We start from the raw sequence: 25048 nt of genomic DNA, 5'->3' as shown, positions 1-25048 counted from the left end.
GGTACTGTATATAAATCCAGTCAACAATGCCACAGAAAACTCGACCACCAAGCCAATGGCTCGCTGCGCAAGCCTGCGCTCTGCCTCCCCGCCCTGAAGGACGGGGCTTCTCGCGCCTTCTGGTGAAAAGACCCGACGATCCTAGCTCAGCACGGTGGCGCCGATACTGCACCCACGCCCGATCGCCATCCACCCCGAAAGTCCGCCGATGCCTGCCCTGCCTGTCCGGCTCCCGCTGCTCCCGCTGTTCTTCACGCTGCTTGGCGCACTGTGCGGCCCGCCCCAGGCGCTCGGCCAGACCACACCCGCGGTGCCACCGCACCGCTACCAGTTCGACCCCGGCCACACCTTCGTCCACTGGGAGGTGCTGCACATGGGCACCTCCACCAGCCGCGGGCGCTTCGACAAGCTCGACGGCAGCATCGCCTTCAACGCCCAAACCGCCACGATCGACCTGGGCTTCACCGTGGACACCCGCTCGGTCAGCACCGGTTCGACCGCGTTCGACGGCGTGCTCCGCGGCGCCCAACTGCTCGATGCGGGCCAGCACCCCGTGGCCTGGTTCGTCGCCCGGCGCGCCACGTTCGAGGGCGATGTGCCGCGCCAGATCCACGGGGAACTCACCTTGCGCGGCCAGAGCCAGCCGCTGACGCTCACCGTGCGGCGCTGGAAGTGCGGGCTGAACCTGCTGTTCCGGCGCGAGGTGTGTGGCGGGGATTTCGAGGCGACGCTGTCGCGGGCGGCGTTCGGCATGACGCTGGCGTCCGGACTGGTCAGCGACGAGGTGCGGCTGCTGGTGCAGGTCGAGGCGGTCCAGGAGTCCGCGCCCTGAGCGGCGGTCACTGCATCCGGTACGTCATCTGCACGAACACCAGCGCCGGTCGGCGCTCCCCGTCTGTCCCGATCGGCGGCACCACCATCAGGTTGACACCGAGCCGGTCGTCCAGCAGGCCCAGTGACAGGGTCGGCAACAGCGCGGGAACCCAGGCCCGCCGCCCGCTCCAGCTCACGGAACGGTAGAACGCGAAGGCGCCAAGACCCACCCCAACGCTGGCCGTGCCCGGCGTGCGCCACTCCGTCATCAGCGACGCCCCCGCGTAGCCGCCCCAGACGCTGCGCGAATCCTGCACGATGCCCACCGACTGGCGCCAGTGCCAGTCGGTGCGGTCCGTCTCGCGGCGCTCCAGGCCCAGACCAGGATGCTGCTCATTCCACTGGCGGCCTGCCGCGTGGGTCGGCTCGAAGTGGTGGGACAACCCGCCGGTGTGCAGCAACCACTGCGCCGGCGCGGGATCCAGTGCCCATGCCGCACCCGCGCACGACGCCCAGCCGACCAGCGTGCAGACCGCACCGATCCGCAGGCGTTGCGGGAAATCTGAAGTGCCATGCGCCATGCAGACTCGACTTTCGGTGTTAGTTCACGGTACATGGAGCGTAGGCAGCCATCCCTGCGCGCACCAGACCCGAAACACAGGCCGACATGGCTGGAAACGGGCGCTTTTTTCGCACTTAAGTTTCGGCACAGGCCGCCTAGCATGGCGCCATGCCCACCCAGACCCTCCTCGACCACACGCCTGAGCGGACCCTCGTGCCCCGTCGGCGCAGCAGTTGGGCGGTGATGCGCAGCGTCGTGTTCGCGCTCTCGCTGCGCGAGCTGAAGACGCGCCTGGACGGTCGCTGGGGCGGAGCGGTGTGGGTCATCGGCGAGCCGGTGCTCAACATGCTGGGGATGCTCGCGCTCTACGGCGCGATGCGGGCACAAACCATCGGCGGGGTGGACACGCTGCTGTTCCTGGTCAGCGGGCAAATGCCGTTCCTGCTGTTCCGCTCGCTGGCGCTGCGGCTGATGGAGGCGATCGACTCCAACCAGGGGCTGTTCGCCTACCGGCAAGTCCAGCCGATCGACGCCGTGGTCGCGCGCGGCGTGGTCGAGGTGCTGGTGTTCTGCGCCGTGATGGGGCTGTGCATGGCCGCGCTGGGCTGGGCGGGACACCCGGTGCTGCCCCACCGGCCGCTGGAGCTGTTCGCTGCGCTCGCGCTGATGGCGGTGATTGGCGGCGCGCTCGGGCTGTTCTTCGCCGTCGGCACGGCCGCACCGCTCCACCGCCTGCGGGGTCTCGTCACCATGCTGTTCCTGCCGATCTATTTCACCTCGGGGGCGCTGATGCCGCTGGGCAGCCTGCCCTTGGGCTTGCAGGTGTTCTTTCTCTACAACCCCCTCGCCCACCTGCTCGAACTGCTGCGCAGCGCCCAGCTCGGCCCGGCCTACCAGGCCAGCCCGCACGTCGGCTGGACGCTGCCGCTGGCCTGGGCGGTTGGCTCGGTGCTGGCCGGGCTGGGGCTGTACCGCGTCCGGCGCCACCGGCTCCAGGTGGGCTGACCGCCACACCTCTGCACCCCGCACCCTCGACACCCGCCATGCTCGATCTGATCGATGTCACCAAGAGCTACCCCAGCCGGTTGGGCCGGCGCTACATCTTTCGCCAGTTCAACCTCTCGATCCCCACGGGCAGCAACGCCGGCCTGATCGGGCCGAACGGTGCAGGCAAATCGACGCTGATGCGCCTGCTGGGCGGACTTGACCACCTCGACAGCGGCCGCATCGTCACCGACCGCCGCGTGTCCTGGCCGATCGGTCTGGCCGGCGGGCTGCAAGGCTCGCTGACGGGGCGGGACAACGTGCGCTTTGTCTGCCGCATCCACGCGGCTTCGGCCGAGGAGATGCGCGAGAAGGTGGTCTTCGTCCAGGCGTTCGCCGAGATCGGCGCGTCCTTCGATCTGCCGGTGAAAACCTACTCGTCGGGGATGCGCTCGCGGCTGATGTTCGGGCTGGCGATGGCCTTCGACTTCGATCTGTACCTGATCGACGAGGTGACGGCGGTGGGCGACGCGGCGTTCCGCAAGAAGAGCGAGGACATGCTGCAAGCACGCCTGAGCCGCGCCAACGTCATCTACACCAGCCACAACATGGGCGAGATCGCGCGGCTGTGCAACGTCGTGGTGCTGCTGCGGCCCGGCGGCTCGGCCACGGTCTACCACGATGTCAAGGAAGGCATCGCCGCCTACCAGCAACCCGCCCCCGTGGCACCACGCGAAGCGGTTCCAGCATGAGCGCACTGCCCCCCCTGTCCCGCCTGTCTCGCCTGAACGCCCTGTGCCTGCGCCACCGGCTGGCGGCCCTGACGATCGGTCTGCCCATGGTGCTCGCCGGGCTGTACTACGGCTTCCTGGCCAGCGACCGCTACGTCAGCACGACGGTGATCACCGTGCGCCGCGCCGGGCATGAAGCCTCCGTGGTCAACGGACTGTCGATGCTGCTGCCGGGCGCGGCGGCAATGTCGCAAGAGGACACGCGCTACCTGCGCGAATACCTGCACTCGCAAGACCTGCTGCTGCGGCTGGACCAGGAGCTGGCCCTGCGCGCGCACTTCGAATCCGCCCACACCGACGTCCTGCACCGCCTCTGGCCCCACGCCAGCCAGGAACAGATGCTGGACTACTGGCGCCGCCGGGTCGAACTCTCGCTGGACGACCTCAGCGGGCTGCTGACGGTGCGCGTCCAGGGCTTCGACGCCGAGCACGCCCAGCGGATCAACCGGGCGCTGCTGCGCGAGGCCGAGAGCTTCGTCAACGACATCTCGCACCGCATCTCGGACGAGCAGCTCGCCTTCGCCAAGGGCGAGCTGGGCCGCGCCGAAGAGCAGCTCACCACCGCACAGCGCAGCCTCATCGACTTCCAGACCCGCCACCGCACCCTCGACCCGCAAGCCGACGCCCAGGCCACCGGCCAGCGTGCCGCCGAGTTGCGTGGCCGGCTGACCAAGCTGGAGGCCGAGCTGTCCACCAAGCGGGCGTTCCTGCACGACGACGCGCCGGACATCGTCACGCTGCGGGCCGAGGTGGCCGCCGTCGAGCAGCAAATCGGCCGCGAAACCCGCAGTGCCACCGCCACGCCCGGCGGTGGCGAGGCGCTCAACCGCCTGGCCCTGACGTTCCACGACATCAAGACCCGCGCCGCACTGGCCGACGGCACCTACCGCAGCGCGCTGGCCACCGTGGAAGCCACCCGCATCGAGGCCAGCCGCAAGGTCAAGAGCCTGGTCGTCATCGAGCCGCCGACCCGGCCCGAGACGGCCGAGTACCCGCGCCGGCTGTATGAGCTTTCGACGCTGCTGCTGCTGTGCCTGGCCGTGTTCACGATCGCACACCTGGGTGTGGCCACCGTGCGCGAACACCAGGATTGAGACCGCCACCGGACCCCACGATGAAACTGCTCACGACCTTCGTTCTGTGCGGCCTCGGGCTGCTGGGCCACACCAGCGCGAGCGGCGCTGCCCCCGCTGCGGCCACGGCAGCGGCTGCAGCCGCCGTGGCAGAACACCTGGCAACCGCCGCCACGGCCACCGCCACCGCCGCCACCCCGGTATTCGGTGCGCAGATGTTCAGCGGCCGCTTCGGCGGCCAGTCCTTCACCGGCTTCAACCCGGACTACCAGATCGCCGTCGGCGACCGGATCAGCGTGCGCCTGTGGGGCGCGTTCGCGATGGAGCTGACACAGGGCGTCGATGCCCAGGGCAACATCTTCCTGCACAACCTCGGCCCGATCCGGGTCCAGGGCGTGCGCAACGGCGAGCTGAACGCGCAAGTGCAGGCCCATGTCAAGCGTGTCTTCCGCGCCAACGTCAGCAGCTACGCCAGCCTCGACACCGCACAGCCCGTGAAAATCTATGTCACCGGCTACGTGAAGCATCCGGGCCTCTACAACGGGGTGTCATCGAACTCGGTGCTGCACTACCTCGACCAGGCCGGCGGCATCGACGCCGAGCGCGGCAGCTACCTGCAGGTCGATGTCCTGCGCGCCGGGCGGCTGCGCACCCGCTTCAACCTCTACCGCTTCCTCACCGACGGCCAGATCGAGCACATCCAGTTCCAGGACGGCGACACCGTCGTCGCCCACCCGCGCCAGCACGCCGTCAAGGTCAGCGGTGAAGCGTTCAATCCCTTCGTGTTCGAGCTGGAGCAAGCCAGCGTCCCGGCCAGCGAGCTGATCGCCCTGGCCCGCCCCAAACCCGGCGCCACCCACCTGAGCATCGTGCGCAAGCTCGGGGCGACCAGCCGCAGCGAATACCACGCGCTGGCCGACACCGCCGATGTCCGCATCGCGGATGGCGATGAAGTCACCTTCACCTCGGACAAATCCCCCGGCACGATCCTGGTCCGCATCGAAGGCGCCCACCAGAGCGAGCGCACGCAAGTCCTGCCCTACGGCGCGACGCTGGGCGATGCGCTGGCACGTGTGCGGCCCTTGCCACAGGCCAACCTGGCGGCACTGCAACTCTTTCGCCGCTCGGTGGCCACGCGCCAGCGCGAATCGCTGGAGACCTCGCTGCGCAGTCTGGAGACCTATGCCCTCACCGCCCGCAGCGCCACCAGCGAGGAAGCCGCCCTGCGCACCCGCGAGGCCGACCTGATCCTGAAGTTCATCGAGCGGGCTGGCGCCGTGCAGCCACGCGGGCAGGTGGTGCTGGACCAGTCCGACACCAGCCGCGCCACCACGCTCGAAGACGGCGACACCATCCGCATCCCCGAGCGCAGCAGCCTCGTGCTGGTCAGCGGCGAGGTGCTCTTCCCCAACGCCGTGGTCCACGACGCCAAGGCCCGTGTCACCGACTACGTCCAGAAGGTCGGCGGATTCAACCAGGGCGCCGACCAGTCGCGGCTCATCGTCCTGCACCAGGACGGCAGTGCCACCACCGCAGCCGAGTCTGCAGGCGTTCAACCTGGCGATGAAATCATGGTGCTGCCCAAGATCGACACCAAGCGCATCGAGATCACCCGCGGCATCACGCAAATCATCTACCAGATCGCCGTGGCCGCCAAAGTGCTGCTGGCGCTCTGAGTCCCGAGCCACTTTCCTGCGGAGTCCCCGACGCATGGCGCCCCCTGACACGCTGCAAGCCCTCGGGCTGCGACAACTGCGCGACATCGAACTGACCGGCGACAGCCGCTGGCCCATGCGGGCGGTGGGCGACGATCCGCAACTGCGTTTCGCCGCACCGCCGCACCGGGGGGCGTTCCGCGTCACGGTATTGGTCGAGTCCGAGGATGGCCTGGCCACACCGGCGGTCTACCTCAACACGGGCAGCGGGTTCGCCGATGCGCTGAGCGTGCCGCTGCGGCGGCTGGCGGACGGCACCTGGCAGGGCGAATGCCACACCGTGCAGCCCTGCCTGGCCTGGCGGCTCGACCCGCTGGACCGGCCGGGGCGCTTTTGCGTGTCGGCACTGCAGATCGAGCCGCTGTGGACCAATCCGCACCGACCGCTGCCGGTCTGGCTGGGGCGGGCGGGGCAGCGCATGGCGGCGGCCGTGCAACGCCTGCGTCTGCAGCATGACCGCGACGATCTCCAGCCAGCGCATGACCTCGCCTGTCCCGACGCTCCACAGGCCCCGCAAGCCACCCATTGCGCGCAACACCGCTACCTCGCCACCGGCCCGGACCCGCAACTGCGGCTGGCCCACCCGGTGGCAGCCGGCTGGTACATGCTGGAGGTGACGCTGCGGCTGCCGGCGGCGCGGGCGGTGGCGCGGCTCTACTTCGACGATGGCACGGCCGGCGACGCCGAGGCCCGCTCGGCCGGTCTGCCGCTGCGCTCGGAGGTGCTGGCCAAGCGGCTGGTGCGGCTGCAGGGCGATGCGCGGGTGCGCTTCGATCCGATGGCCGCTGCCGGGGCGTTCGAAGTCCTGCATTTCCGGCTGGCGCGCGTCGCCGAAACCTTCGCGCACCAGCGGATGCGCGACAAGCTGCGCACCCACCACCCCCGCTACCGCAGTGCAACACCACCCGATGCCGCCGATCTGGAGGTGCTCTGGGACGACTACACGGCGCTGTTCGAGTCCCGTGGTGCCGAGCTGGTGCAGTACGCCGACTGGATCCGCGGGATCGAACTCCCCGCCCTGCCCTCGGCCGACACCCAGCGCCAGCGCATCGGCACCTGGGCCTGGCGGCCCACCGTCTCGCTGGTCATGCCGACGTACAACGCCAACGAGGCGCATCTGCTGGCCTGCATCGAGAGCGTCCAGGCCCAGACCTACCCGCACTGGACGCTGTGCATCGCCGACGACGGCTCGACCCGGTCGGGCGTGCGCCAGTGGCTGGCCACGCAGGCCGCCGCGGAGCCGCGCATCCGGCTGGCACTGCGCGAACACAACGGCCACATCTGCGCCGCCAGCAACACCGCGCTCGCGCTGGCGACGGGCGAGTTCATCGCGCTGCTCGACCACGACGACATGCTGGCGCCGCACGCCCTCTTCGCGGTCGCCGAAGCCCTGCAGGCCCGCCCGAGCGCGCAACTGCTCTACTCGGACGAAGACAAGCTCGACGAGACCGGCACCCGCTGCAGCCCCTACCTCAAGCCCGGCTGGTCACCCGATCTGCTGTATTCGCAGAACTGCTTCTCGCACCTGGGCGTCTTCCGACGCGCGCTGGTGGAGGCGGTCGGGGGATTCCGGGTCGGCTACGAAGGCAGCCAGGACCACGACCTGGTGCTGCGCTGCGCCGCCCGCGTCGGCGATCCGCAGGACATCGTCCACCTGCCGCAGGTGCTCTACCACTGGCGCATGTCCGAAGGTTCCACGGCCAGCGGCCACGCCCGCAAGGACTACGCGAGCGACGCCGGCCGGCGCGCCTTGCAAGACCATTTCGACACTTGCCACCCTGGCGTGGAGGTCAGCGTGGTCGCGCCGGGCCTCTACCGCCACCGCTGGCCCCTGCCGGCCGACCCACCGCTGGTGAGCCTCATCGTCCCGACACGCGATGGCCACGACCTGCTGCGCACCTGCATCGACTCCATCGTGCAGCGCAGCACCTACCCGCGCTACGAGCTGCTGGTGGTGGACAACCAGTCGAGCTGCCCGCGCACGCTGGCCTACCTGGCCGCGCTGGACGCCGGGACCGAAGCGGCCGGCCGCGCCCGCGTGCTGCGCTGGGACCATCCCTTCAACTACTCGGCGATCAACAACTTCGCCGCCGCACAGGCCCGTGGCAGCGTGCTGGGCCTTGTCAACAACGACATCGAGGTCATCAGCGCGGACTGGCTGGAGGAGCTGGTCAGCCACGCGCTGCGCCCGGACATCGGTTGCGTCGGCGCCAAGCTGTACTACCCGGACGACACGGTGCAGCACGCCGGCGTGGTGCTGGGCGTGGGCGGGGTGGCCAACCACGCCCTGCGCGGCGCGGCGCGCGCGTCGCCCGGCTACTTCGGCCGGCTGTGGTCGCTCTACAACCCGAGCGCGGTGACGGGCGCCGTGCTGGTGGTGCGCAAGGCCCTGTTCGACGCGGTCGGCGGACTCGATGCCGAGGGCCTGCCGGTGGCGTTCAACGATGTCGATTTCTGCCTGAAGACGATGGCCGCCGGCTACCGGTCGGTGTGGACCCCGCACGCGGAGCTGTACCACCACGAATCCGTCAGCCGCGGTGCGGACACCACCCCGGCCAAGCGCGCGCGCTTCCTCGGCGAGGTGGCCGTGATGCAGCAACGCTGGTCGCACTGGCTGCAGGACGACCCCCACTACCACCCCCGGCTCACCCGCCTGCACGAACACTACAGCCTCGCCAGCACCACCGAAATCCTCCCACCCGCGACACACCGATGACCCTGCTGCCCCCACCGCGCATCGCCCTGGCCGCGATCTTCCGCAACGAGCATCCCTATGTGCTGGAGTGGATCGCCCACCACCGGGCGCTGGGGGTGGAGCGGTTCTACATTGCCGACAACATCAGTGATGACGGCACGTCCGAGCTGCTCCAGGCGCTGCACGACCTGGGGGTGATCCGGCGCATCGCGTTTGCGTCCACGCCCGGCCAGGCGCCGCAATTGCCGGCCTACGCCGAGCTGCTGGGCACACACGCCCGCGACGAGGACTGGATCGCCGTGATCGACGCCGACGAGTTCACCGTGCCGACCGGCGGCGCGCGCAGCCTCGCCGAGGTGCTCGCCCCGCTGGCGGCGCAGGAGGACATCGGCGCGGTCGTGCTGAACTGGGCCATCCACGGATCGGCCTGGCTGCGCAACCACAGCGCGGGACTCGTTTGCGAACGGTTCACGCGCCGGGCGCACCAGGAGTTCGGGGCCAACCACCACTACAAGACGGTGTTGCGCCGGGCGGCGTTTGCGGCAGTTCACAGCAATCCGCACCACTTCGTGCTGCAGCCGGGCTGGCGCTGTGTCCACACGGATGGCAGCGAGGTCACTCCCCATGCGCGACATGGGCTGGGCCTCAGCGAGCGGGTGGTCTGGCAAGGGCTGCGGCTGAACCACTACATCGTCAAGTCGCGCGAGGAGTTCGAGACACGCAAGGCCCGCAACGGGAGCGCAGCGACCGTCGGGCGGGTAAAGGGGACCGCCTATTTCGAGGCCCATGACCGCAACGACACCGGCGACCGTCTGCCACCGTGGCTGCTGCAGGCGACCCGGCTGGGCATGGCGGCACTGGTCCGTGCCCTGGCCGACGCGGGCCACGCGGTGCCCGAGCCGAACACCGAAGCGCCAACGTATGCCGCTCCGTTCCACGGGGTGCAGGGCCACATCGACCGCATCGAGTGGCGGGACGGCCGCCTGTGCCTGCGCGGCTGGGCGATGCACGAAAGCGGCGCCGCCGCTGACCGGCTGCATGTCCAGGTGGGCGCGCACCGCTGGGAGATCGCCGCCATCGACCGCTGTCCCCGGCCTGACCTGAAACAGCACTTCCCCATGGCCGCGGAACACTGCGGATTCCAGCTCAATCTGAGCGATTGCAATTTTCCGGATCGGGCAAGCTGGGTGCAGATCCAAGGCGCCATGGCGGGCCAGGCACCGGGTGGCGTCTTTGCCGTTCCCGACCAGGCCCTGGTCCGACCGGATGCCACAGCGCCTTGCACCATCGCCGCACAAGAGGAAACGCAGTGAAATTGTTCACCTCCAAGCCCGAACCTGTCGCAGAACCGACGATCGACATCCAGACCCGACCCGCCCGCTTTGCCGCCGGGGACATCGGTGCCATCGGACAGGTCAAGGTCGATCTCGCCTACACCCTGGGCACGGTGCTGGTGGTGGCCGGCTGGCGCTCCGCCCCGGTGGAGCTGGCGCTGTTCAGCCAGGGCACGCCCTTGAAGACACGCACCGTGTCGGTCACGCGCACGGATGTGGCCGCCCACCTGAAATTGCAGGATCCGGACGACCTCGGTTTCGTGCTGATCGCCGAGCGGATCGGTGAAGGCGGGGACAGCACGGCCCACATCACCTTCGCCTGGCGCGGCACCGGCAACACCTTCCAGCACGCCAGCCTCACGCCCGTGGCGGCCCCCGAGGAGTTCTCGGCAGCCGACCAGGGCGCACTCGGCACGGCGGTGGCGCTGTGTACGCACCAGTGTGCGCGCTACTCGCCCCAGTGGCAGGCCATGGTGGCCCGGGCAACCCCCGCCACCGGCCCGTGCCCGAACGCCGCGGGCTATCTGGAAGGGGCGTTCGCCTGCAAGCAGACGAATTCCGCCGTCGTCTTCGGCTGGGTGCTGCACGACCCGGACGCACCCATCTGGCTGGAGGACGACGAGGGCCACATCACCCCGCTCGACGGGGCTTTTCGCCGCTACCGCCAGGACGTGATCGACGCGGTGGGCGCCGCGTTCCCCCACGCGATCCAGCTCGACACCGGCTTCATCGCCCCGGCACACCAGTTCAAGGTCAACACCCGCGTCCGCCTGAAAACCGTGTCCGAGGCCGGCGTCCACACCATCAGCGAGACCTTGTGCGCCGAGCTGTCGGTCGATCCCCGCCAGGCCGCCCGCCAGCTTTTCAGCCTGTATGCCCCGATCCAGGATCTGCACCAGCGCATCGCGCAGATCGACGAGCCCCTGCTCAGCCCGATCATCGCCCTGAGCCAGCAACGCTGGAAACACCTGCCGGAGCGCGTCAAGCACCTCGGGCAGGCCGTGGCGCAGCCGCGGGCGAGCATCATCGTGCCGCTCTATGGCCGCACCGATTTCGTCGAGCACCAGTTGGTCGAGTTCGCCCGCGATCCCTGGATACGCGAACACGCCGAGCTGGTCTACGTCCTCGACGATCCGAAGCTGGTCGATTCCTTCAGCCAGCAGGCCGAGTCGCTGCACCGGCTCTACCAGCAGCCCTTCACCTGGGTCTGGGGCAACGTCAACCGCGGCTTCTCCGGCGCCAACAACCTCGGCGCGGCCCATGCCCGCGGCGAGCACCTGGTCTTTCTCAACAGCGACGCCTTCCCGCAGCAGCCGGGCTGGCTGCCGGCGCTCATGGACGTGCTGGACCAGCACCCGGACATCGGCGCCGTCGGTCCCCGCCTGGTCTTCGGGCATGGCGCGATCCAGCACGCCGGCATGGCGTTCGTGCGCCGGGACGAACTCGGCATCTGGATCAACCACCACCCGCACATGGGCCTGGACCCCAGCCTCGACCCCTGCACGGCGCTCACGCGGGTGCCGGCCATCACCGGCGCGTGCCTGGTGCTGCGGCGCCGCGACTTCGACCGCGTGGGCGGCTGGGACACCGGCTACCTGATCGGCGATTTCGAGGACTCGGACCTGTGCCTGAAGCTGCGCGCCCAGGGCCAGCACATCGCCTACCTGCCCACCGTGCAGCTCACGCACCTGGAGCGGCAGTCCTTCAAGCTGCTGGGCGAGGACGAGTTCCGCACCCGCGTCGTGGTCTACAACGCCGTGCGCCACCAGAACCGCTGGGGTGCCGTGATCGCCTCCACCTCGGCCGCCAACACCCGCACCAGCACCCCCGCCTGACCCCATGAGCACACCCCAACGCATCCTCGTCATGGCCCACGCCCACCCGGACTTCAGCCTGGGCGGGGGCGAACTCGCGGCCTACCAGCTCTTCCAGGCCTACCGGCAGCAGCCGGACGTGGAGGCCGCCTGGTTCCTGGGCCGTGCCGACCGGGGCCGGGGCGCATCCGGCGCGATCACCCTGCGCAGGCCGAACGAATACCTCTGGGAGCAAGGCGTCCACGACTGGCACCTGATGAAGGCCGCCCACCAGGACTCGCTCACCACCTGGTTTGCCGATCTGGTCCGCGCACTCCGACCCACCGTGGTCCACACCCACCACTACGCCCACCTGGGACTCGAATACCTGCGCGTCATCAAGCAAGTCGATCCGTCGATCCGCATCGTCCTGACGCTGCACGAATACATGGCGATCTGCAGCAACAACGGCCAGATGGTCAAGGCGGGCAGCAGCAAACTCTGCAGCCGCGAGAGTTTCGACGAGTGCAGCAAGTGCTTTCCGGACAAGACCCCCGAGGATTTCTGGCTGCGCAAGCACTATTTCCAGCGCCACTTCGAGTTCGTCGATCAGTTCATCGCACCGTCCGCATTCCTGCGGCAGCGTTACATCGACTGGGGGCTGGATCCGGAGCAGATCGTCGTGATCGAAAACGGCCAAGCCGACGAGGCACCGCTGCCGCCGCGGCCGCTGAAGGACGGCGAAACCCGCAACCGTTTTGCTTTCTTCGGCCAGATCAATCCGTTCAAGGGACTCGACGTCGTGCTCGAAGCCCTGACCGAGATGTCGGCGCTGGAGCGCAAGCGCATCGTGCTGGAAGTCCACGGCGCCAACCTCGAATGGCAACCCCAGGAGTTCCAGGACAAGATCGAGAAGCTGCGCGCGCCGCTGGTCAGGCAAGGCGTGGTGCAGTGGGTCGGCCCTTACCAGCCCGACGAATTGCGCGCGCGCATGGCCGCGGTGGACTGGGTGGTCGTGCCGTCGATCTGGTGGGAAAACTCGCCCATGGTGATCCAGGAGGCGATGGTGCATGGCCGGCCGCTGCTGGTGTCGGACATCGGGGGGATGCGCGAAAAGGTGCGTGACGGGGTGACGGGGTTCCATGTGCCGCCCAGAAACCCGGCGATGTGGGCACAGCGGATGAAACAGGCCGCACAGACCCCCACCGACCAGTGGGAGAAGCTGCGCACCCAGACGGCCCGCCCGATCGTGCATGCGGCCTGCGCACGCGCGCACCTCGACCTGCTGGCCGAGCCGCAGGCCGAGCCGCAGGCCGTGGCGCAGATGGCGCAAATGGCGTAATCCTTGACCACACGGAGCCACCGCATGGGTTCAGCCGACGCCAATTCCCTCCGCGAACACTGCCTCGGCCCGCTGGCCGGGACGGCAGGCTATTCCTTCCCGGACCTTGATTTGCTCGAATGCCTGTCCGGTGACGAGATCAGGACACGCCCCGACAAGCTCTCGGTCTCGGGCAACCTGCAAGGCAATCGGGTCTACCTGGCCCGCCAGCCACTGTGTCCGCACCCCATTCACCTGGTGTTCCACGGCAACGCCACCGGCAACACCCTCATCGTGGGGGCGCATTCGGAGCTGTTCGGTGCCATCAATGTCCACGGCCATGACAACACGATCGCCATCGGGGAAGACATTCGCCAGTGGTCCATGGTCAACGTGCGTCTGTGGAGCAGCCGGCAGGCCCTGTTCTGGGGTGCCGGCACCACGTCCAACGGCTGCGAGGTGGTCATGCAGGGCGATGGATCGCGCGTCACCGTCGGCGACGACTGCATGTTCGCCAACAACATCTGCGTGCGCAATTCCGACATGCACCCGATGGTCGATCTGCGCTCGGGCAAATGCATCAACCCGCCAGCGGATGTCCGGATCGAGCCGCACGTCTGGGTGGGCCAGGACGCGCTGATCCTGAAGGGCGTCACCGTCGGGCGCGGCGCCATCATCGGCGCCAAGTCGCTGGTGAACCGCTCCGTGCAGCCCTATTCGCTGGCCGCCGGCGCCCCGGCCCGGCTGGCCCGTGCCAACGTCAGTTGGGATCGACCGGAATTTCCACGCGCGGAAGTGGTGCAGGCCCTGGCGCAGGATTGCTTCCGGTTCGGCCCTGCATGAACGGAATGCCGCCCATGCCCTCCCATCCCTCGCCCGCACCGGACCAGCGTGCCTTGCAGACCTTGCTGCCCGCGCTGGGCTATTTCGGCGCGACACACAGCGATTGTCTCGACCTCCAGTGGACGGGCACGGTGCGGGGCATGCGCGCCACCATCCCGGAGGATGGCGGCCCGCACATCCTGAATCTGACGGGCCTGGAGCTGCATGGCCGCGACGGCTGCAACGCCCTGGATCCGGATCTGGATCTGTGCGGTGTGGAAACCACCCAGAGTTCCGTGTACGAAGACGATCCGCGGTTCGGCCCTGGCCACTTGCTGCGCGGGGGTGACATTCACACCCAGTCGGAGAGTTCGCCGTGGTGGCAAGCCACCTGGCCACAGGAAACCCAGATCACGCGGATACGCCTGTTCAACCGCGGGGATCACTGGGGCATCCGGGCCAGAACCCTGTGCATCGAACTCCTCGTCGGCGATCGGTGGCAGCAGGTCCATTGCCCCGGCAGTGGCGAGCAACTGCTCGGCACGCTGCAGGCGTGCAGCGCGGTCACGGGGTCCATCTGTCTGGACGCGGACCCCCGGCGCACCAGGGATACCCTGCTGGAGCAGTTGGCCGACAAGCTGCTCTGCGCCGACACGGCACTCCACAGCGTCGCGTGGAGACGCATCCTCCCGCTGGTGGACATCTGGAGCCCCCACGCACTCACGGACCCTGAAACCACGGTACTGGCTGCGTGGATGACACAGGACAGTGGATTGCACCTGCTGTTGCCGATCGCCAAGAAACTCCGCACCCCCCAGGCCATCCTGCAACTGCAAGACCGCATCAACGCCGTCGCGCAGGTGCATCAACTGGGCCACTACGTCATCACGCGGCACGGCATCCACCACTCCTACCTGGTGCAGCACAAGGCGCTGTTTCTGGCTGGCGCGGAAAAGCTCATCCAGACCCTGCAAGCCCTGCAATACCAGCCCATGCTCGCCTACGGCACCTTGCTGGGCGCCGTGCGCGACCAGTCGCTGATTCCCCACGATGACGACATGGACCTGATGCTGGTGAGCCGCGCAACGGACAGGTCCGCGGTCGAACGCGAGATGACCGCATTGGCAGAACAACTGCGCGCCACGGGCTACCGGGTGGTCCAGTTGCTGCCGGAATCTCTCAACATGCGCGTCGGCGACCCCAGCCTCGGCGTGGAGTTCGATCTCTTCCCGTGCTGGCGTGGCCACGGCGACACCCTCTTTCTCCACATGGAGAAAATGCACATCCGCACCATTCCCGAGCACATCGTTCACCCGCCCGCCACCGTCACCTTGCATGGCAGAACCCTGCCGGCTCCGGCCGACCCGCCCGCCTTCCTGACCGAGCGGTACGGGCCTGCGTGGACCACCCCGAACCAGTTCTTCGAATGGCCCTGGCCCCTGTCGGCAACCCCTTGAACGAGGACACCATGACCACCGTCATCACCTATGGCACGTTCGACCTCTTCCATGTCGGCCATGTGCGCCTGCTCAAGCGCCTGCGGGAACTCGGCGACCGCCTGGTGGTGGGCTGCTCCACCGACGAATTCAACGCTGTCAAGGGCAAGCAGGCTGTCCTGAACCATGCGCAGCGGGTCGAGGTGCTGCAGTCCTGCCGCTACGTCGATGCCGTGTTTCCGGAACACCACTGGGACCAGAAGCGCGCCGACATCCTGCGGGAGCGGGCCGACATCTTCTCCATGGGCGACGACTGGCTGGGCAAGTTCGACCACCTGGAGGACGTGTGCCGCGTGGTCTACCTGACGCGCACCGAGCACATCTCCACCACCGACATCCGCCACTTCGTCCAGGTTGCGCGGCAGGACGAGGTCCGCCGCGCCAAGGCGGCCGCCCAGCACCTCGTGGACATGATCGGCAAGATGGAAGGCACCGCCGAGTTCGAGGGCACTCAGCCGATCGGCGTGCTGAAGATGGTTTCTGCCGCCTGAACCGGCTCCGGAGTCCGGGCCCAGGCCACCAGCGCCTCGGCCCAGTCCGCCGGCTGCAGGACGAGCAGCCGGCGCTCCGCCAGTGACTCGGGCGTGTCGTGGTACGGAGCCTGCTGCGCGCACAAGGCCCGCGCCCCGCAGCGCGCGATGTCGAACAGCTTCGTCGGCGACCGCCCGGCATTGAAGCGCCCCGGCAACAGCGGCGCCAGCCCGATGTGCCCCCGCATCGACCGGCAGTGGCTCAGGTAGTTCGCCCAGCCCATCGGATGCAGCACCCGCGTGCGCGGCAAATCCCGGAACAACCGATTCACCTCGTGGTCGCCGATCACCTCGAACTGCGCCAGCGGACACGCCACCAGCACTTCCGCAATCACCGGCCGCAACCAACGCATCTCGTCGATGTGGACCGCCGTGCCGTGGTAGAAAATCTGCACCGGCTCGCCCGGCACCGGCCGGATTGGCACCCGCCCCGCATCCTCGGCCAGCGGCAACGGCGGCATGGGCTGCATGCCCAGGTCCGCGTGGCGCTCGCACAGTGGCGCGGTTGACCCCCAATACGCGGTGACCAGCTCCGCCAGCGACCGGTGCATGCGCCCGCAGTAGCGTTGCAGCTTCTGCCGATACGGCGCCGGCAGCCCGTCCCACGCCTGCGGATCCAGCAACTCGTCGTCCATGAAATAGACGATGCCCGCCAACTGCGGCTGGTGCCGCCGCAGCGCCTCGGCCCACGCCGGATTCAGGTACCGAACGATGACGACCCGCGTTCCCGGCTGCAGATCGTCCGGCACCGGGGCCTCCCGGTCCAGATCCCGGTAACGCACCGGACACCCGCTGGCCTGCGCGCGCGGACGGATGTAGTAGTCGGTCGAGGGATTCGCCCCCTGCTGCAGCACCAGCCAGCGCAGCACCGGCTCGGTGGGCGCCACGGGTCGGCGGATCGGGCGCCAGCGGTCAAACAAGGTCATGGGCAGGTCGGAAGATCGCCAGTCGGGAGAATGGGGGCAAACGCCAAGATGGCCGTGCCGCGTACCGACTTTTCCGGGCTTTGCCGCTGCCGGTGTGGCCGACCATCGGACGATGCTACTCGACTGGCTCCGTACCCCTTCCGCCGGCCAACTGAACGACCGCCGTCCCCGCATGGCCCTCGTCACCCGCGGTCTGCAGCGCGTTCCGACCCTGCCGGCGCTGCTGCCCGAATGGGTCTTGCAGGCGGGCACGGACTCCAGCGCCAGCGCCGTCCTCGCCTGGGGCCACAAACCCAGCGCCCGCACCGCCGAACAGTTCGCCCAGCGCCACGGCCTGCCCCTGCTGCGTGCCGAAGACGGCTTCCTGCGCTCCACGGCACTCGGCCACCGCAGCCCGCCGCTGTCGATCGTGCTCGACGACCAGGGCATCTACTACGACGCCGCGCAGCCCTCCCGCCTGGAGAGCCTGATCGCCACCCCGCTCGGCGCCGCGCAGCTCGAACGCGGCGCCCGCCTGCGCACCGCCTGGGCCGCCGCCCGCGTCTCCAAGTACAACCACGCCCACGATGGCCTGCCCGACGCGCTGCTCCGCCAGGCGGCCACCGACCCGCCCGTGCTCGTCATCGACCAGACCGCCGGCGACGCCTCGATCACGGGCGCCGGTGCCAGCCCCGCGCACTTCCGCTGGATGCTGCAAGCCGCGCTGGACGAACACCCGGACGCCCCTGTCTGGCTCAAGGTCCACCCGGACGTGATTGCCGGCCACAAGCAAGGCCATTTCACCGAACTCACGCCCGCGGAAGCCACCCGCGTCACGCTGATCGCCGACGACATCCACCCACCCGCCCTGTTCGACGTGTGCCGCGCGGTCTACACCGTCAGCTCGCAGATGGGGTTCGAGGCGCTGCTGCATGGCCGCTCCGTGCGCTGCTTCGGTCTGCCGTTCTACGCCGGCTGGGGCCTCACCGCCGACCACCTCAGCGCCCCCGCCCGCCGCCGCGCCGCCAATCCCGGCATCGCCGCGCTGACCCACGCGGCGCTGATCGCCTATCCGCGCTGCCTCGATCCCGAAACCGGTCGCCTGTGCGAGCCGGAGCGGCTGCTCGCCCACCTCGCCTTGCAGCGCCAGCAACGCGCCGCCTGCCCCTCGCCGGTGCAGGTGCTGGGCTTTTCGCGCTGGAAACGCCCGATTGCACGCGCCTTCCTGCAAGGCAGCGCCGACATCGAGTTCCTGCGCCGAGAGCGGCAGTTGGAGCCGTCCACCGCCGTGGCCGTGTGGGGCCGCCGACCGGCACCCGCGTTGGCCACCGGCCCGGTGCTGCGCATCGAGGACGGCTTCCTGCGCTCGGTGGGCCTGGGGGCCGACCTGACGCAGCCGCTGTCCTGGGTGATCGACGACCTGGGCATCTACTTCGACGCCACCCGCCCGAGCCGCCTCGAACACCTCCTGCGTCACCACGATTTCGACGACGCGCTGTGCGACCGCGCCCACGCCCTGCGCACCGCCATCGTCAACGCCGGGCTGACCAAGTACAACGTCGGGTGTGCGCCGTGGCAACGGCCGGTCGGCGCCCGGCGCGTCGTGCTGGTGCCCGGCCAGGTCGAGACCGATGCCTCGATCCAGTGGGGGGCGGCCGACATCCGCACCAACGCCGCCTTGCTGCAGGCGGTGCGGGCTGCCGAGCCGGATGCCTGGGTGGTCTACAAGCCCCACCCCGATGTCGTGGCCGGCCTGCGCCAGACCGACCGCCCGTGGCAGGCCGAATGCGACCGGCTGCGCCTCCACTGCGACGAGATCGTCACCGACGTGCCCATGCACACGCTGCTGGGTGCCGTGGATGCCGTCCACACGCTGACCTCGCTGACCGGCTTCGAGGCGCTGCTGCGCGAGCGGCCGGTCACGACCTGGGGCATGCCCTTCTACGCCGGCTGGGGCCTGACCGATGACCGCGCCCCGGCCGACCACCCTGCCCGCGCCCGCCGCAAGCGCCGGCTGGAGCTTGACGCGCTGGTCGCCGCGACGCTGATCCTCTATCCGACCTACCTCAGCCGCCATTCCGGCGCGTACACCACGCCCGAACAGGCGCTGGTCGAGCTGCGCGAATGGCAGCGGCTGGGCGGGCCGCCCGAGTCGCTGGCGGGGCGCGTCTGGCGGCAGCTCAAGCGCCGCGCGCTGCACACCCTGGCGCACTGCCGCCACCGCTGACCCCGCGCCCATGCCCACCACCGAACCCGCCCAGCCACCCAGTCCATCCAGCCCACCCTGGCCGACCGCCTTCCGCGCCCTGGTCGAGCGGCGCCACACCTTGATCCTCCAAGGGCCGATGGGCAGGTTCTTCAGCGATCTGGCCACCTTGCTGCTCCAGCAGGGACAGCACGTCACCAAAGTCCATTTCAACGGCGGCGACCAGCTCTTCTGGCGCCACCCCGGCGCGCTGCGCTTCACCGACCGACCGGAGGCGCTCGGACCCTGGCTGCGGGCGCTGATGCAACGCCAGCGCATCGACGCCGTGGTGCTGTTCGGCCAGATGCGCCCGGTCCACTGCGTGGCGCGGGCGGTGGCCGGAGAACTTGGCGTGGGCATCTTCGTGTTCGAGGAAGGCTATCTGCGGCCCCACTACGTCACCATCGAACGCCGTGGCGTCAACGCCCTGTCGCGACTGCCCCGCACGGCCAGCTTCTACGCCGAACGCCCCCAGCCGCGCCCCCCGACGCCGCAGCCCACCACCCAGAACATCCGGCGAACCGCCCTGATCGCCGCCGCCTACGGCATCGCCAGCGTGGTGATGCGGCCGTGCTACCCGCACCAGCAGCACCACCGCTCGCTCCACCCCATTGCCGAGCCGCTGCGCTGGGCCAGAAGCTTCCTGCGCCACCTGCACTACCGGGTGAGCGAGCACGGCCTGGACACGCGGCTCACCAGCCCCGCGCTGAGCAAACGCTGGTTCCTCGTGCCGCTGCAGGTGCAGTCAGACAGCCAGATCGTCCACCACTCGCCCTACACCAGCATCGAGGCGTTCATCACCGACGTGATGGACTCGTTCGCCGAACACGCCCCCGACGAGACCGGTCTGGTCATCAAGCACCACCCGATGGACCGCGCCTACAGCGACTACCGGCGCCACATCGCGCAGGAAGCCCGGCGGCTGCAGATTGCCCACCGGGTGGTCTATCTGCACGACCAGCACCTGCCCACGCTGCTCGACCACGCACGCGGGGTCATCACCATCAACAGCACCGTCGGGCTGCAGGCGCTGCACCACGGCGCGCCCGTCATCACCCTGGGCGAGTCGGTCTACAGCGTGCCGGGACTCGTCCACAGTGGCCCGCTGGCGGCGTTCTGGCGTGATCCGGGCGAGGTGGACCACGCGCTGTACGTGCGTTTCCGGCGCCACCTGATCGCGCACACGCAACTCAACGCCAGTTTTTATGCCCAGGCACCGGCCCTGCAAACCCGTCCCACCCACCCGCACCACCCCGTTCGAACGACCCGGCACGCCGATCTGACCACCGAGCGGCCAGTGGTCACGCACCGCCGCGCAGCAGGTACCTGAGCACGACGCGGTAGAGTTCCACCTTCTTCGATGCTTGAAACAGGCTCCGTGCCGCCCCCGATGTCCGCCACAACAACAGCTCCCCGCCCCCTGCCCCAGCCCCGCCACGCCAGCCGCATTCCGCCCCACCTCACCCCGGAACAGGTCGATCGCATCCGTGTGGCGGCCTATCTGCTGCCGCAGGTCGTGCAGCCCGGTGACTACCAGTTGGAGTCCAGCGCACAGTCCGACGCACACCTCGACGCGCTGGGCCTGATCCTGTTGCAGAAGGCGGTGCCCGGCCAGCGCCCCAGCCGCTGGATCGACCCGGCGCTGATGACCGAGGCGCTGCAGCACCTGAACGTGGTCGGCTCGGGCCAGAACGTGCGCGCGCTGATGCTGGAGCGCGCGACGACACTCGACGCGCAAGGCGTGGCCCGCCGCGGCGAACAATGGCTGCGCGAAGCGCGCCAAGGGGTGCAGCTCCACGCCCAGGGCTGGCGCCTGACGGTGACGCACCACCAGCCCGTGCCCGCCCAGGACATCTGGGACTACTTCCGCACCGGCGACAAGCCCGCGCTGATCAAGGCCCTGAGCACGCTGCCCGACTACCCGCACGCCGAGGCGCTCGCCGCCCACCTGGAGCGGCTGGTCAACCGCAGCGCCGAGCTGAACCTGTGGCAGATCGGTTCGCTGCTGCCCGCGCTGCAGTCCGAGTGCGCCACGTCGCAGTCGCTCGACAGCCTGATGGCCGCCTGCACCCGTGCCCAGGACCGCTGGGAACACCGCGTCAACGAGCAGGACACCATCGAGGGCCTGAGCACCGAACTGGCCTTCCAAGGCTACCCCGACAGCTTCCCCCAGACCCGCCGCCTGCAGCGCAAGGTGACGCTGTTCGTCGGCCCGCCCAACAGCGGCAAGACCTGGCAGGCGTTCGAGCGGCTCGCCACCGCCAAGGCCGGCGCCTACCTCGCGCCGCTGCGGCTGCTCGCGCTCGAAGGCCGTGACCGGCTGGCGGCGCGCGGCGTGCCGTGTTCGCTGCGCACGGGCGAGGAAAGCGTGCCGGCCGATGGCGCCCGCGTCGTTTCCAGCACCATCGAGATGGTCGATACCAACAAGCCCATCGAGGTCGCCGTCATCGACGAAGCGCAGATGATCTTCGACCACAGCCGCGGCTGGGCGTGGACACAGGCCATCGTCGCCGTGCCTGCGGAGGAACTGCTCATCATCTGTTCGGACTATGCGGTCGAGGCGCTGCGCAACCTGCTCGGTCTGTGCGGCGAGGAATGCACCGTGCAACGCTTCGAGCGCAAGCAGCACGTCGAGCTGCTGCCCGCCCCGGTGTCGCTGAGTGCGCTGAAGAAAGGCGATGCGGTCGTGGCCTTCAGCCGCCGTGACGTGCTGATGCTGCGCGACCAGGCCGCCGCCAACGGGCAGGTGGTTTCGGTGATCTATGGGGCGCTGCCGCCGGAGGTGCGCCGCCGGGAGGCCGAGCGGTTTGCCACCGGCGAGTCGCATGTGCTGGTCGCGACCGATGCGATCGGCATGGGCCTGAACCTGCCGGTGCGGCGCGTGCTGTTCAGCACCATGACCAAGTTCGACGGCCAGGGCGACCGCCCGCTGACCGAGTCCGAAGTCCACCAGATCGCCGGCCGCGCCGGGCGCTTCGGCATCCACGAGGAAGGCTTCTGCGGCGTGCTGAAGGAAGCCGAGCCGACGGCGCTGCGCACGCTCAAGGCGCTGCTGCCCAAGGTGCCCAAGGCGCCGCGCGACTTCAAGGCGCCAGTCGCGCCGAACTGGTGGCACATCGACACCATCGCCAGCCGGCTGGGCAAGAACCGGCTGCGCGAGGTGCTCGGGGTGTTCGTCGAACAGCTCCAGCTCGACAACGCGCACTTCGCCGTGGCCGAACTCGACCAGATGCTCGACCTCGCCGCCCAGCTCGACCTGGTGGCGGGCAACCTGCCGCTGCGCCAGCGTTTTGTCTATGCACAGGCGCCGGTGGACACGCGCACCGATGCGCAGGTCAAGCAGTTCCTCGAATGGGCCGGCCACCACGCCAAGTCCGGGCAGGCCGGCGCCGCGTGGTTCCTGAACGACGTGGACGAACACAGCCGCCTGGAGCGCATGGAACAGACGCTGCGCACCTGCACGCTGTGGCTGTGGCTGGACCTGCGTTTCCCCGGCATCTACGGGCAGTTGGACGAGGTGGTCGATCTGCGCACCCGGCTGAACGACGGGATCGAGCGACAGCTCAAGGCGAAGAAGCCGCTATGGCAAGCCCGCGGCGGACGCCGCGGTTGACGCTCAGCGCGGCCGGTCGGCCATCGCCTCACCCAGGCGGATCGGCCCGGCCGGCTGCCACGCCGGGTTGAATGCCAGCGCCGGCCCGGCGCTCGGCGCATCCTTGGGGAACAGCATCACCACGGTCGAGCCGAGCAGGAAACGCCCCATCTCCTCGCCCTGCTTCAGCCGGATGTCCTGGTCGGCGTAGGTCCACTCGCGCAGGAACCCCGGCCGCGGCGGGTTCACCAGCCCGTGCCAGACGGTGGCCATGCTGCCCACGATCGTGGCGCCGACCAGCACCAGCACGAACGGCCCCCGCGGCCCCTCGAACACGCACACCACCCGCTCGTTGCGCGCGAACAGGCCCGGCACGCCACGGGCGGTCGTCGGGTTCACCGAAAACAGCTCGCCCGGCACATGGATCATCCGCAGCAGGCGGCCGTCGCAGGGCATGTGGATGCGGTGGTAGTCCCGCGGGCTGAGGTAGAGCGTGGCGAACAGGCCGTCGTCGAACTGCTTGGCAAGCTGCGCATCCCCGCCGACCAGCGCGGTGGTCGAGTAGCGGTGGCCCTTCGCCTGGAAGACCTGGTCGCGCTCGATGCGGCCGAACTGGCTGATCGCACCGTCCACCGGGCAGATCAGCTCGGCACGGGCCAGCGGGCGGGCGCCGGGTTTCAGCGCACGGGTGAAGAAGTCGTTGAAGGACTGGTAGCTGGCGATGTCCGGGTTCAGCGCCTCGGCCATGTTCACGTCGTAGCGGCGCACGAAGCGGCGAATGATGCCGGTGGTGACGGCGCCGCGCTCCTTGCCTGCGACCCAGCCGGCGAACGTGGTCAGGGCCTGCTTGGGGAGGAGGTACTGGGGCAGGACGGCGAGGCGGTCGGACATGGGCGGGCGGGTGGGGGAGCCAGGGAGCGCGGATTGTATCGACGGGCTACCCGCCCCCTGTGTCCACTCATTCCACCAGCACCAGCCCCACCGGCAGCGACTCCCCGAACAGCGCCTGCTCGTCCGCCGCATCGAGCTGCACCACCTCGCGCACCATCGCCGACCAGCTCGGCGCCGCGCCGCAGGCGGCCAACCGCGCCAGCACCTGCGCCCGGCGATCGGGGTCGAGATCGCGCACGCGGTCGCCGGTCATGCGGGCGAGCTGGGCAGCGGCGAAGGCAGCCATGCGGCGGCGTTTCCAGTCGAGGGTAAGCAGCGCATCGGTCCAGCGGGCGGCGACCGCCACCGACACGACACCGTGGCTGCTGCCGTGGAAAGGCTGGCGGGCACCGAGGCGGCCGAGTGCCCACAGCCGCAGCTCGTCGCGCTCGGGCGTGGCGTGGGCGATGGCCGCGCCGTCCGGGGTGAATGGCTGCAGCAGCCAGTCGCCGACCTCGGCCTTGTGCTCGGGCGGGATGCGCTCCAGCGCGGCGCCGAGGCGGACCATGTCGTCGTGGCCGCCCTTGACGAGGCCCGGTGGCTTCGGCGGCAGCGGCGCGCCAGGGTGTTCGGCGGCTTGCAGGTTGTAGCCGAAGTCGTCGAGCAGCCGCAGTTGCGCCGCCTCGGGCAGACCGCCCGCCACGCGCCGCCACAGCGTCCACCACTGCGCGGCGACCTGCGGATCATTGCGGTGTTCGGCGCCGGCCTCGAAGACCGTCCAGACCTGCTCCACGCGCCAGCCATCCAGCGGATCGCCGAAACCGGGACGCAGGCACCAGCCCGCCAGGTTGAGCCACAGCCGTTCGTGGTCCGCGGAACGGCGCCGACCGCGGGCGCGTTGCCACAGCACGTCGAACAGCCGCCGCGCCAGCGGGCGGGACCAGCGGTCGCGGTGGCCGAGCAGGTGGTCGAGCTGCACGCGCAGGCCCTTGATGTCCTTGGGCGACAGCTTCTGCGTCTTGGCGCCGAACACGCGGTCGAGCAGCGCGATCGCCTCGGGCAGACGGGGTGCGAGCTGGGCGTCGGACTGCACGGCGCTCACCATGGTCGCCGTGGCATTGGCATTGGCGCGCAACTGGAATTCGAGCTGCCAGTGCTGCATCGGGTCTTCGACGCTGACGCAGCGCAGGTCGAGCGTGCCGACTTCCGCAAGCGTGGACTCCAGCCGCACGGGGATGTCACGCCGCCCCGCCGTGGCCTCGGTCGGCGGCACGACGGTGGCGATGGGCGGCAGGCGGTGCAGCGTGTCGGCGGCGAGGGTCAGCACCGCGCCGATGGCGGGCGGCGGGCCGGCATCGGTGGTCGAAGTCGCCAGATGGAAGCGCACGGGCTGGCCCAGGCGCAAGGTGAAGGTGCGCTCGGCCAGCGCCAGCACATGGCCCGGCTCGCTGCCCCGCGGCAACAGGCAGACGGCCTGCACCGCTTCGGATCCTTCGTCCAGCAGCAG

General features: G+C 69.5%; 18 protein-coding genes and 1 pseudogene. 15 read left to right on the top strand and 4 right to left on the bottom strand.

What is annotated here, in order from left to right; all coding sequences use genetic code 11:
• Nucleotides 1-208 precede the first annotated feature (208 nt).
• The gene (locus QZW52_RS11295) at nucleotides 209-832 is read left to right on the top strand and encodes a YceI family protein (RefSeq protein ID WP_293998685.1); all 624 of its coding nucleotides are present in this window, start codon (nucleotides 209-211) and stop codon (nucleotides 830-832) included.
• 7 nt (nucleotides 833-839) lie between these two features.
• On the opposite strand, the gene QZW52_RS11290 is transcribed toward QZW52_RS11295, so the two are convergent.
• The gene (locus tag QZW52_RS11290) at nucleotides 840-1394 is read right to left on the bottom strand and encodes a hypothetical protein (RefSeq protein ID WP_293998683.1); all 555 of its coding nucleotides are present in this window, start codon (nucleotides 1392-1394) and stop codon (nucleotides 840-842) included.
• Between the two features lie 149 nt (nucleotides 1395-1543).
• Here QZW52_RS11290 and QZW52_RS11285 point away from each other — a divergent pair, with 149 nt between their 5' ends.
• Genes QZW52_RS11285 through QZW52_RS11235 form a run of 11 tightly spaced genes read left to right on the top strand, consistent with a single transcriptional unit; the run spans nucleotide 1544 to nucleotide 15890 of the window.
• On the top strand, nucleotides 1544-2380 hold the full coding sequence (locus QZW52_RS11285) for an ABC transporter permease (protein ID WP_293998680.1): 837 nt from the start codon (nucleotides 1544-1546) through the stop codon (nucleotides 2378-2380).
• Between the two features lie 38 nt (nucleotides 2381-2418).
• Nucleotides 2419-3111 carry an ABC transporter ATP-binding protein gene (locus tag QZW52_RS11280; protein WP_293998678.1) on the top strand — a complete coding sequence of 231 codons (693 nt, stop codon included), beginning with the start codon at nucleotides 2419-2421 and terminating at the stop codon, nucleotides 3109-3111.
• Nucleotides 3108-4244 (top strand): KpsE/RkpR family capsule polysaccharide export protein, encoded by a 1137-nt coding sequence (locus QZW52_RS11275; RefSeq protein ID WP_293998676.1) that lies wholly within the window; start codon nucleotides 3108-3110, stop codon nucleotides 4242-4244. The genes QZW52_RS11280 and QZW52_RS11275 overlap by 4 nt, the downstream gene beginning before the upstream one ends.
• A gap of 20 nt (nucleotides 4245-4264) precedes the next feature.
• Nucleotides 4265-5899 (top strand): polysaccharide biosynthesis/export family protein, encoded by a 1635-nt coding sequence (locus QZW52_RS11270; RefSeq protein ID WP_293998673.1) that lies wholly within the window; start codon nucleotides 4265-4267, stop codon nucleotides 5897-5899.
• Nucleotides 5900-5933: 34 nt separating this feature from the next.
• Nucleotides 5934-8654: a glycosyltransferase family 2 protein gene (locus QZW52_RS11265; RefSeq protein ID WP_293998670.1), complete on the top strand. Its 2721-nt coding sequence runs from the start codon at nucleotides 5934-5936 to the stop codon at nucleotides 8652-8654.
• On the top strand, nucleotides 8651-9946 hold the full coding sequence (locus tag QZW52_RS11260; protein ID WP_293998667.1) for a glycosyltransferase family 2 protein: 1296 nt from the start codon (nucleotides 8651-8653) through the stop codon (nucleotides 9944-9946). Before QZW52_RS11265 ends, QZW52_RS11260 begins: the two co-directional genes overlap by 4 nt.
• A complete protein-coding gene (locus QZW52_RS11255) occupies nucleotides 9943-11802 on the top strand; it encodes a glycosyltransferase (RefSeq protein WP_293998665.1) in 1860 nt (619 codons plus the stop codon). The genes QZW52_RS11260 and QZW52_RS11255 overlap by 4 nt, the downstream gene beginning before the upstream one ends.
• Nucleotides 11803-11806: 4 nt before the next feature.
• The gene (locus QZW52_RS11250) at nucleotides 11807-13102 is read left to right on the top strand and encodes a glycosyltransferase family 4 protein (RefSeq protein ID WP_293998663.1); all 1296 of its coding nucleotides are present in this window, start codon (nucleotides 11807-11809) and stop codon (nucleotides 13100-13102) included.
• 24 nt (nucleotides 13103-13126) lie between these two features.
• Nucleotides 13127-13924, top strand: coding sequence for an acyltransferase (locus tag QZW52_RS11245; protein WP_293998660.1), 798 nt, complete (start codon nucleotides 13127-13129; stop codon nucleotides 13922-13924).
• A 14-nt stretch (nucleotides 13925-13938) separates the two neighbouring features.
• The gene (locus QZW52_RS11240) at nucleotides 13939-15360 is read left to right on the top strand and encodes a LicD family protein (protein WP_293998655.1); all 1422 of its coding nucleotides are present in this window, start codon (nucleotides 13939-13941) and stop codon (nucleotides 15358-15360) included.
• On the top strand, nucleotides 15330-15890 hold the full coding sequence (locus QZW52_RS11235) for an FAD synthase family protein (protein ID WP_363226559.1): 561 nt from the start codon (nucleotides 15330-15332) through the stop codon (nucleotides 15888-15890). The genes QZW52_RS11240 and QZW52_RS11235 overlap by 31 nt, the downstream gene beginning before the upstream one ends.
• Here the strand turns inward: QZW52_RS11235 and QZW52_RS11230 are convergent.
• Complete coding sequence (locus QZW52_RS11230; RefSeq protein WP_293998652.1) at nucleotides 15851-16855, bottom strand: glycosyltransferase family protein; 1005 nt, start codon at nucleotides 16853-16855, stop codon at nucleotides 15851-15853. The genes QZW52_RS11235 and QZW52_RS11230 overlap by 40 nt on opposite strands.
• 172 nt (nucleotides 16856-17027) lie before the next feature.
• Between QZW52_RS11230 and QZW52_RS11225 the strand changes: the two genes are divergently transcribed.
• From QZW52_RS11225 to QZW52_RS11215, 3 genes are read left to right on the top strand one after another with little or no spacing between them, the layout of a single operon-like run.
• Entirely contained in the window at nucleotides 17028-19061 is a 2034-nt protein-coding gene (locus tag QZW52_RS11225) for a capsular polysaccharide biosynthesis protein (RefSeq protein ID WP_293998649.1), read from the top strand.
• Nucleotides 19062-19071: 10 nt separating this feature from the next.
• Nucleotides 19072-20409 carry a capsule biosynthesis protein gene (locus QZW52_RS11220; RefSeq protein ID WP_293998647.1) on the top strand — a complete coding sequence of 446 codons (1338 nt, stop codon included), beginning with the start codon at nucleotides 19072-19074 and terminating at the stop codon, nucleotides 20407-20409.
• A gap of 60 nt (nucleotides 20410-20469) precedes the next feature.
• On the top strand, nucleotides 20470-22692 hold the full coding sequence (locus tag QZW52_RS11215) for a helicase-related protein (protein WP_293998644.1): 2223 nt from the start codon (nucleotides 20470-20472) through the stop codon (nucleotides 22690-22692).
• 3 nt (nucleotides 22693-22695) lie between these two features.
• Here the strand turns inward: QZW52_RS11215 and asd are convergent, their stop codons facing one another.
• Nucleotides 22696-23562: an archaetidylserine decarboxylase gene (asd, locus tag QZW52_RS11210; RefSeq protein WP_293998641.1), complete on the bottom strand. Its 867-nt coding sequence runs from the start codon at nucleotides 23560-23562 to the stop codon at nucleotides 22696-22698.
• Between the two features lie 67 nt (nucleotides 23563-23629).
• Nucleotides 23630-25048, bottom strand: a pseudogene (locus tag QZW52_RS11205) (Hsp70 family protein); the annotation flags it as partial.

The sequence above is a fragment of the Sphaerotilus sp. genome (assembly GCF_013299175.1).
Classification (GTDB): domain Bacteria; phylum Pseudomonadota; class Gammaproteobacteria; order Burkholderiales; family Burkholderiaceae_C; genus Sphaerotilus.
The sequence above is the reverse complement of the archived record's forward strand: the minus strand, read 5'-3'. Positions and strand labels throughout refer to the sequence as shown.

Coding starts and splice junctions, on each gene's coding strand:
- asd (WP_293998641.1), bottom strand. CDS start 23,562: ATGTCCGACCGCCTCGCCGTCCTGCCCCAGTACCTCCTCCCCAAGCAG.
- QZW52_RS11230 (WP_293998652.1), bottom strand. CDS start 16,855: ATGACCTTGTTTGACCGCTGGCGCCCGATCCGCCGACCCGTGGCGCCC.
- QZW52_RS11265 (WP_293998670.1), top strand. CDS start 5,934: ATGGCGCCCCCTGACACGCTGCAAGCCCTCGGGCTGCGACAACTGCGC.
- QZW52_RS11260 (WP_293998667.1), top strand. CDS start 8,651: ATGACCCTGCTGCCCCCACCGCGCATCGCCCTGGCCGCGATCTTCCGC.
- QZW52_RS11285 (WP_293998680.1), top strand. CDS start 1,544: ATGCCCACCCAGACCCTCCTCGACCACACGCCTGAGCGGACCCTCGTG.
- QZW52_RS11295 (WP_293998685.1), top strand. CDS start 209: ATGCCTGCCCTGCCTGTCCGGCTCCCGCTGCTCCCGCTGTTCTTCACG.
- QZW52_RS11280 (WP_293998678.1), top strand. CDS start 2,419: ATGCTCGATCTGATCGATGTCACCAAGAGCTACCCCAGCCGGTTGGGC.
- QZW52_RS11240 (WP_293998655.1), top strand. CDS start 13,939: ATGCCCTCCCATCCCTCGCCCGCACCGGACCAGCGTGCCTTGCAGACC.
- QZW52_RS11245 (WP_293998660.1), top strand. CDS start 13,127: ATGGGTTCAGCCGACGCCAATTCCCTCCGCGAACACTGCCTCGGCCCG.
- QZW52_RS11270 (WP_293998673.1), top strand. CDS start 4,265: ATGAAACTGCTCACGACCTTCGTTCTGTGCGGCCTCGGGCTGCTGGGC.
- QZW52_RS11250 (WP_293998663.1), top strand. CDS start 11,807: ATGAGCACACCCCAACGCATCCTCGTCATGGCCCACGCCCACCCGGAC.
- QZW52_RS11220 (WP_293998647.1), top strand. CDS start 19,072: ATGCCCACCACCGAACCCGCCCAGCCACCCAGTCCATCCAGCCCACCC.
- QZW52_RS11275 (WP_293998676.1), top strand. CDS start 3,108: ATGAGCGCACTGCCCCCCCTGTCCCGCCTGTCTCGCCTGAACGCCCTG.
- QZW52_RS11215 (WP_293998644.1), top strand. CDS start 20,470: ATGTCCGCCACAACAACAGCTCCCCGCCCCCTGCCCCAGCCCCGCCAC.
- QZW52_RS11225 (WP_293998649.1), top strand. CDS start 17,028: ATGGCCCTCGTCACCCGCGGTCTGCAGCGCGTTCCGACCCTGCCGGCG.
- QZW52_RS11235 (WP_363226559.1), top strand. CDS start 15,330: ATGGCCCTGGCCCCTGTCGGCAACCCCTTGAACGAGGACACCATGACC.
- QZW52_RS11290 (WP_293998683.1), bottom strand. CDS start 1,394: ATGGCGCATGGCACTTCAGATTTCCCGCAACGCCTGCGGATCGGTGCG.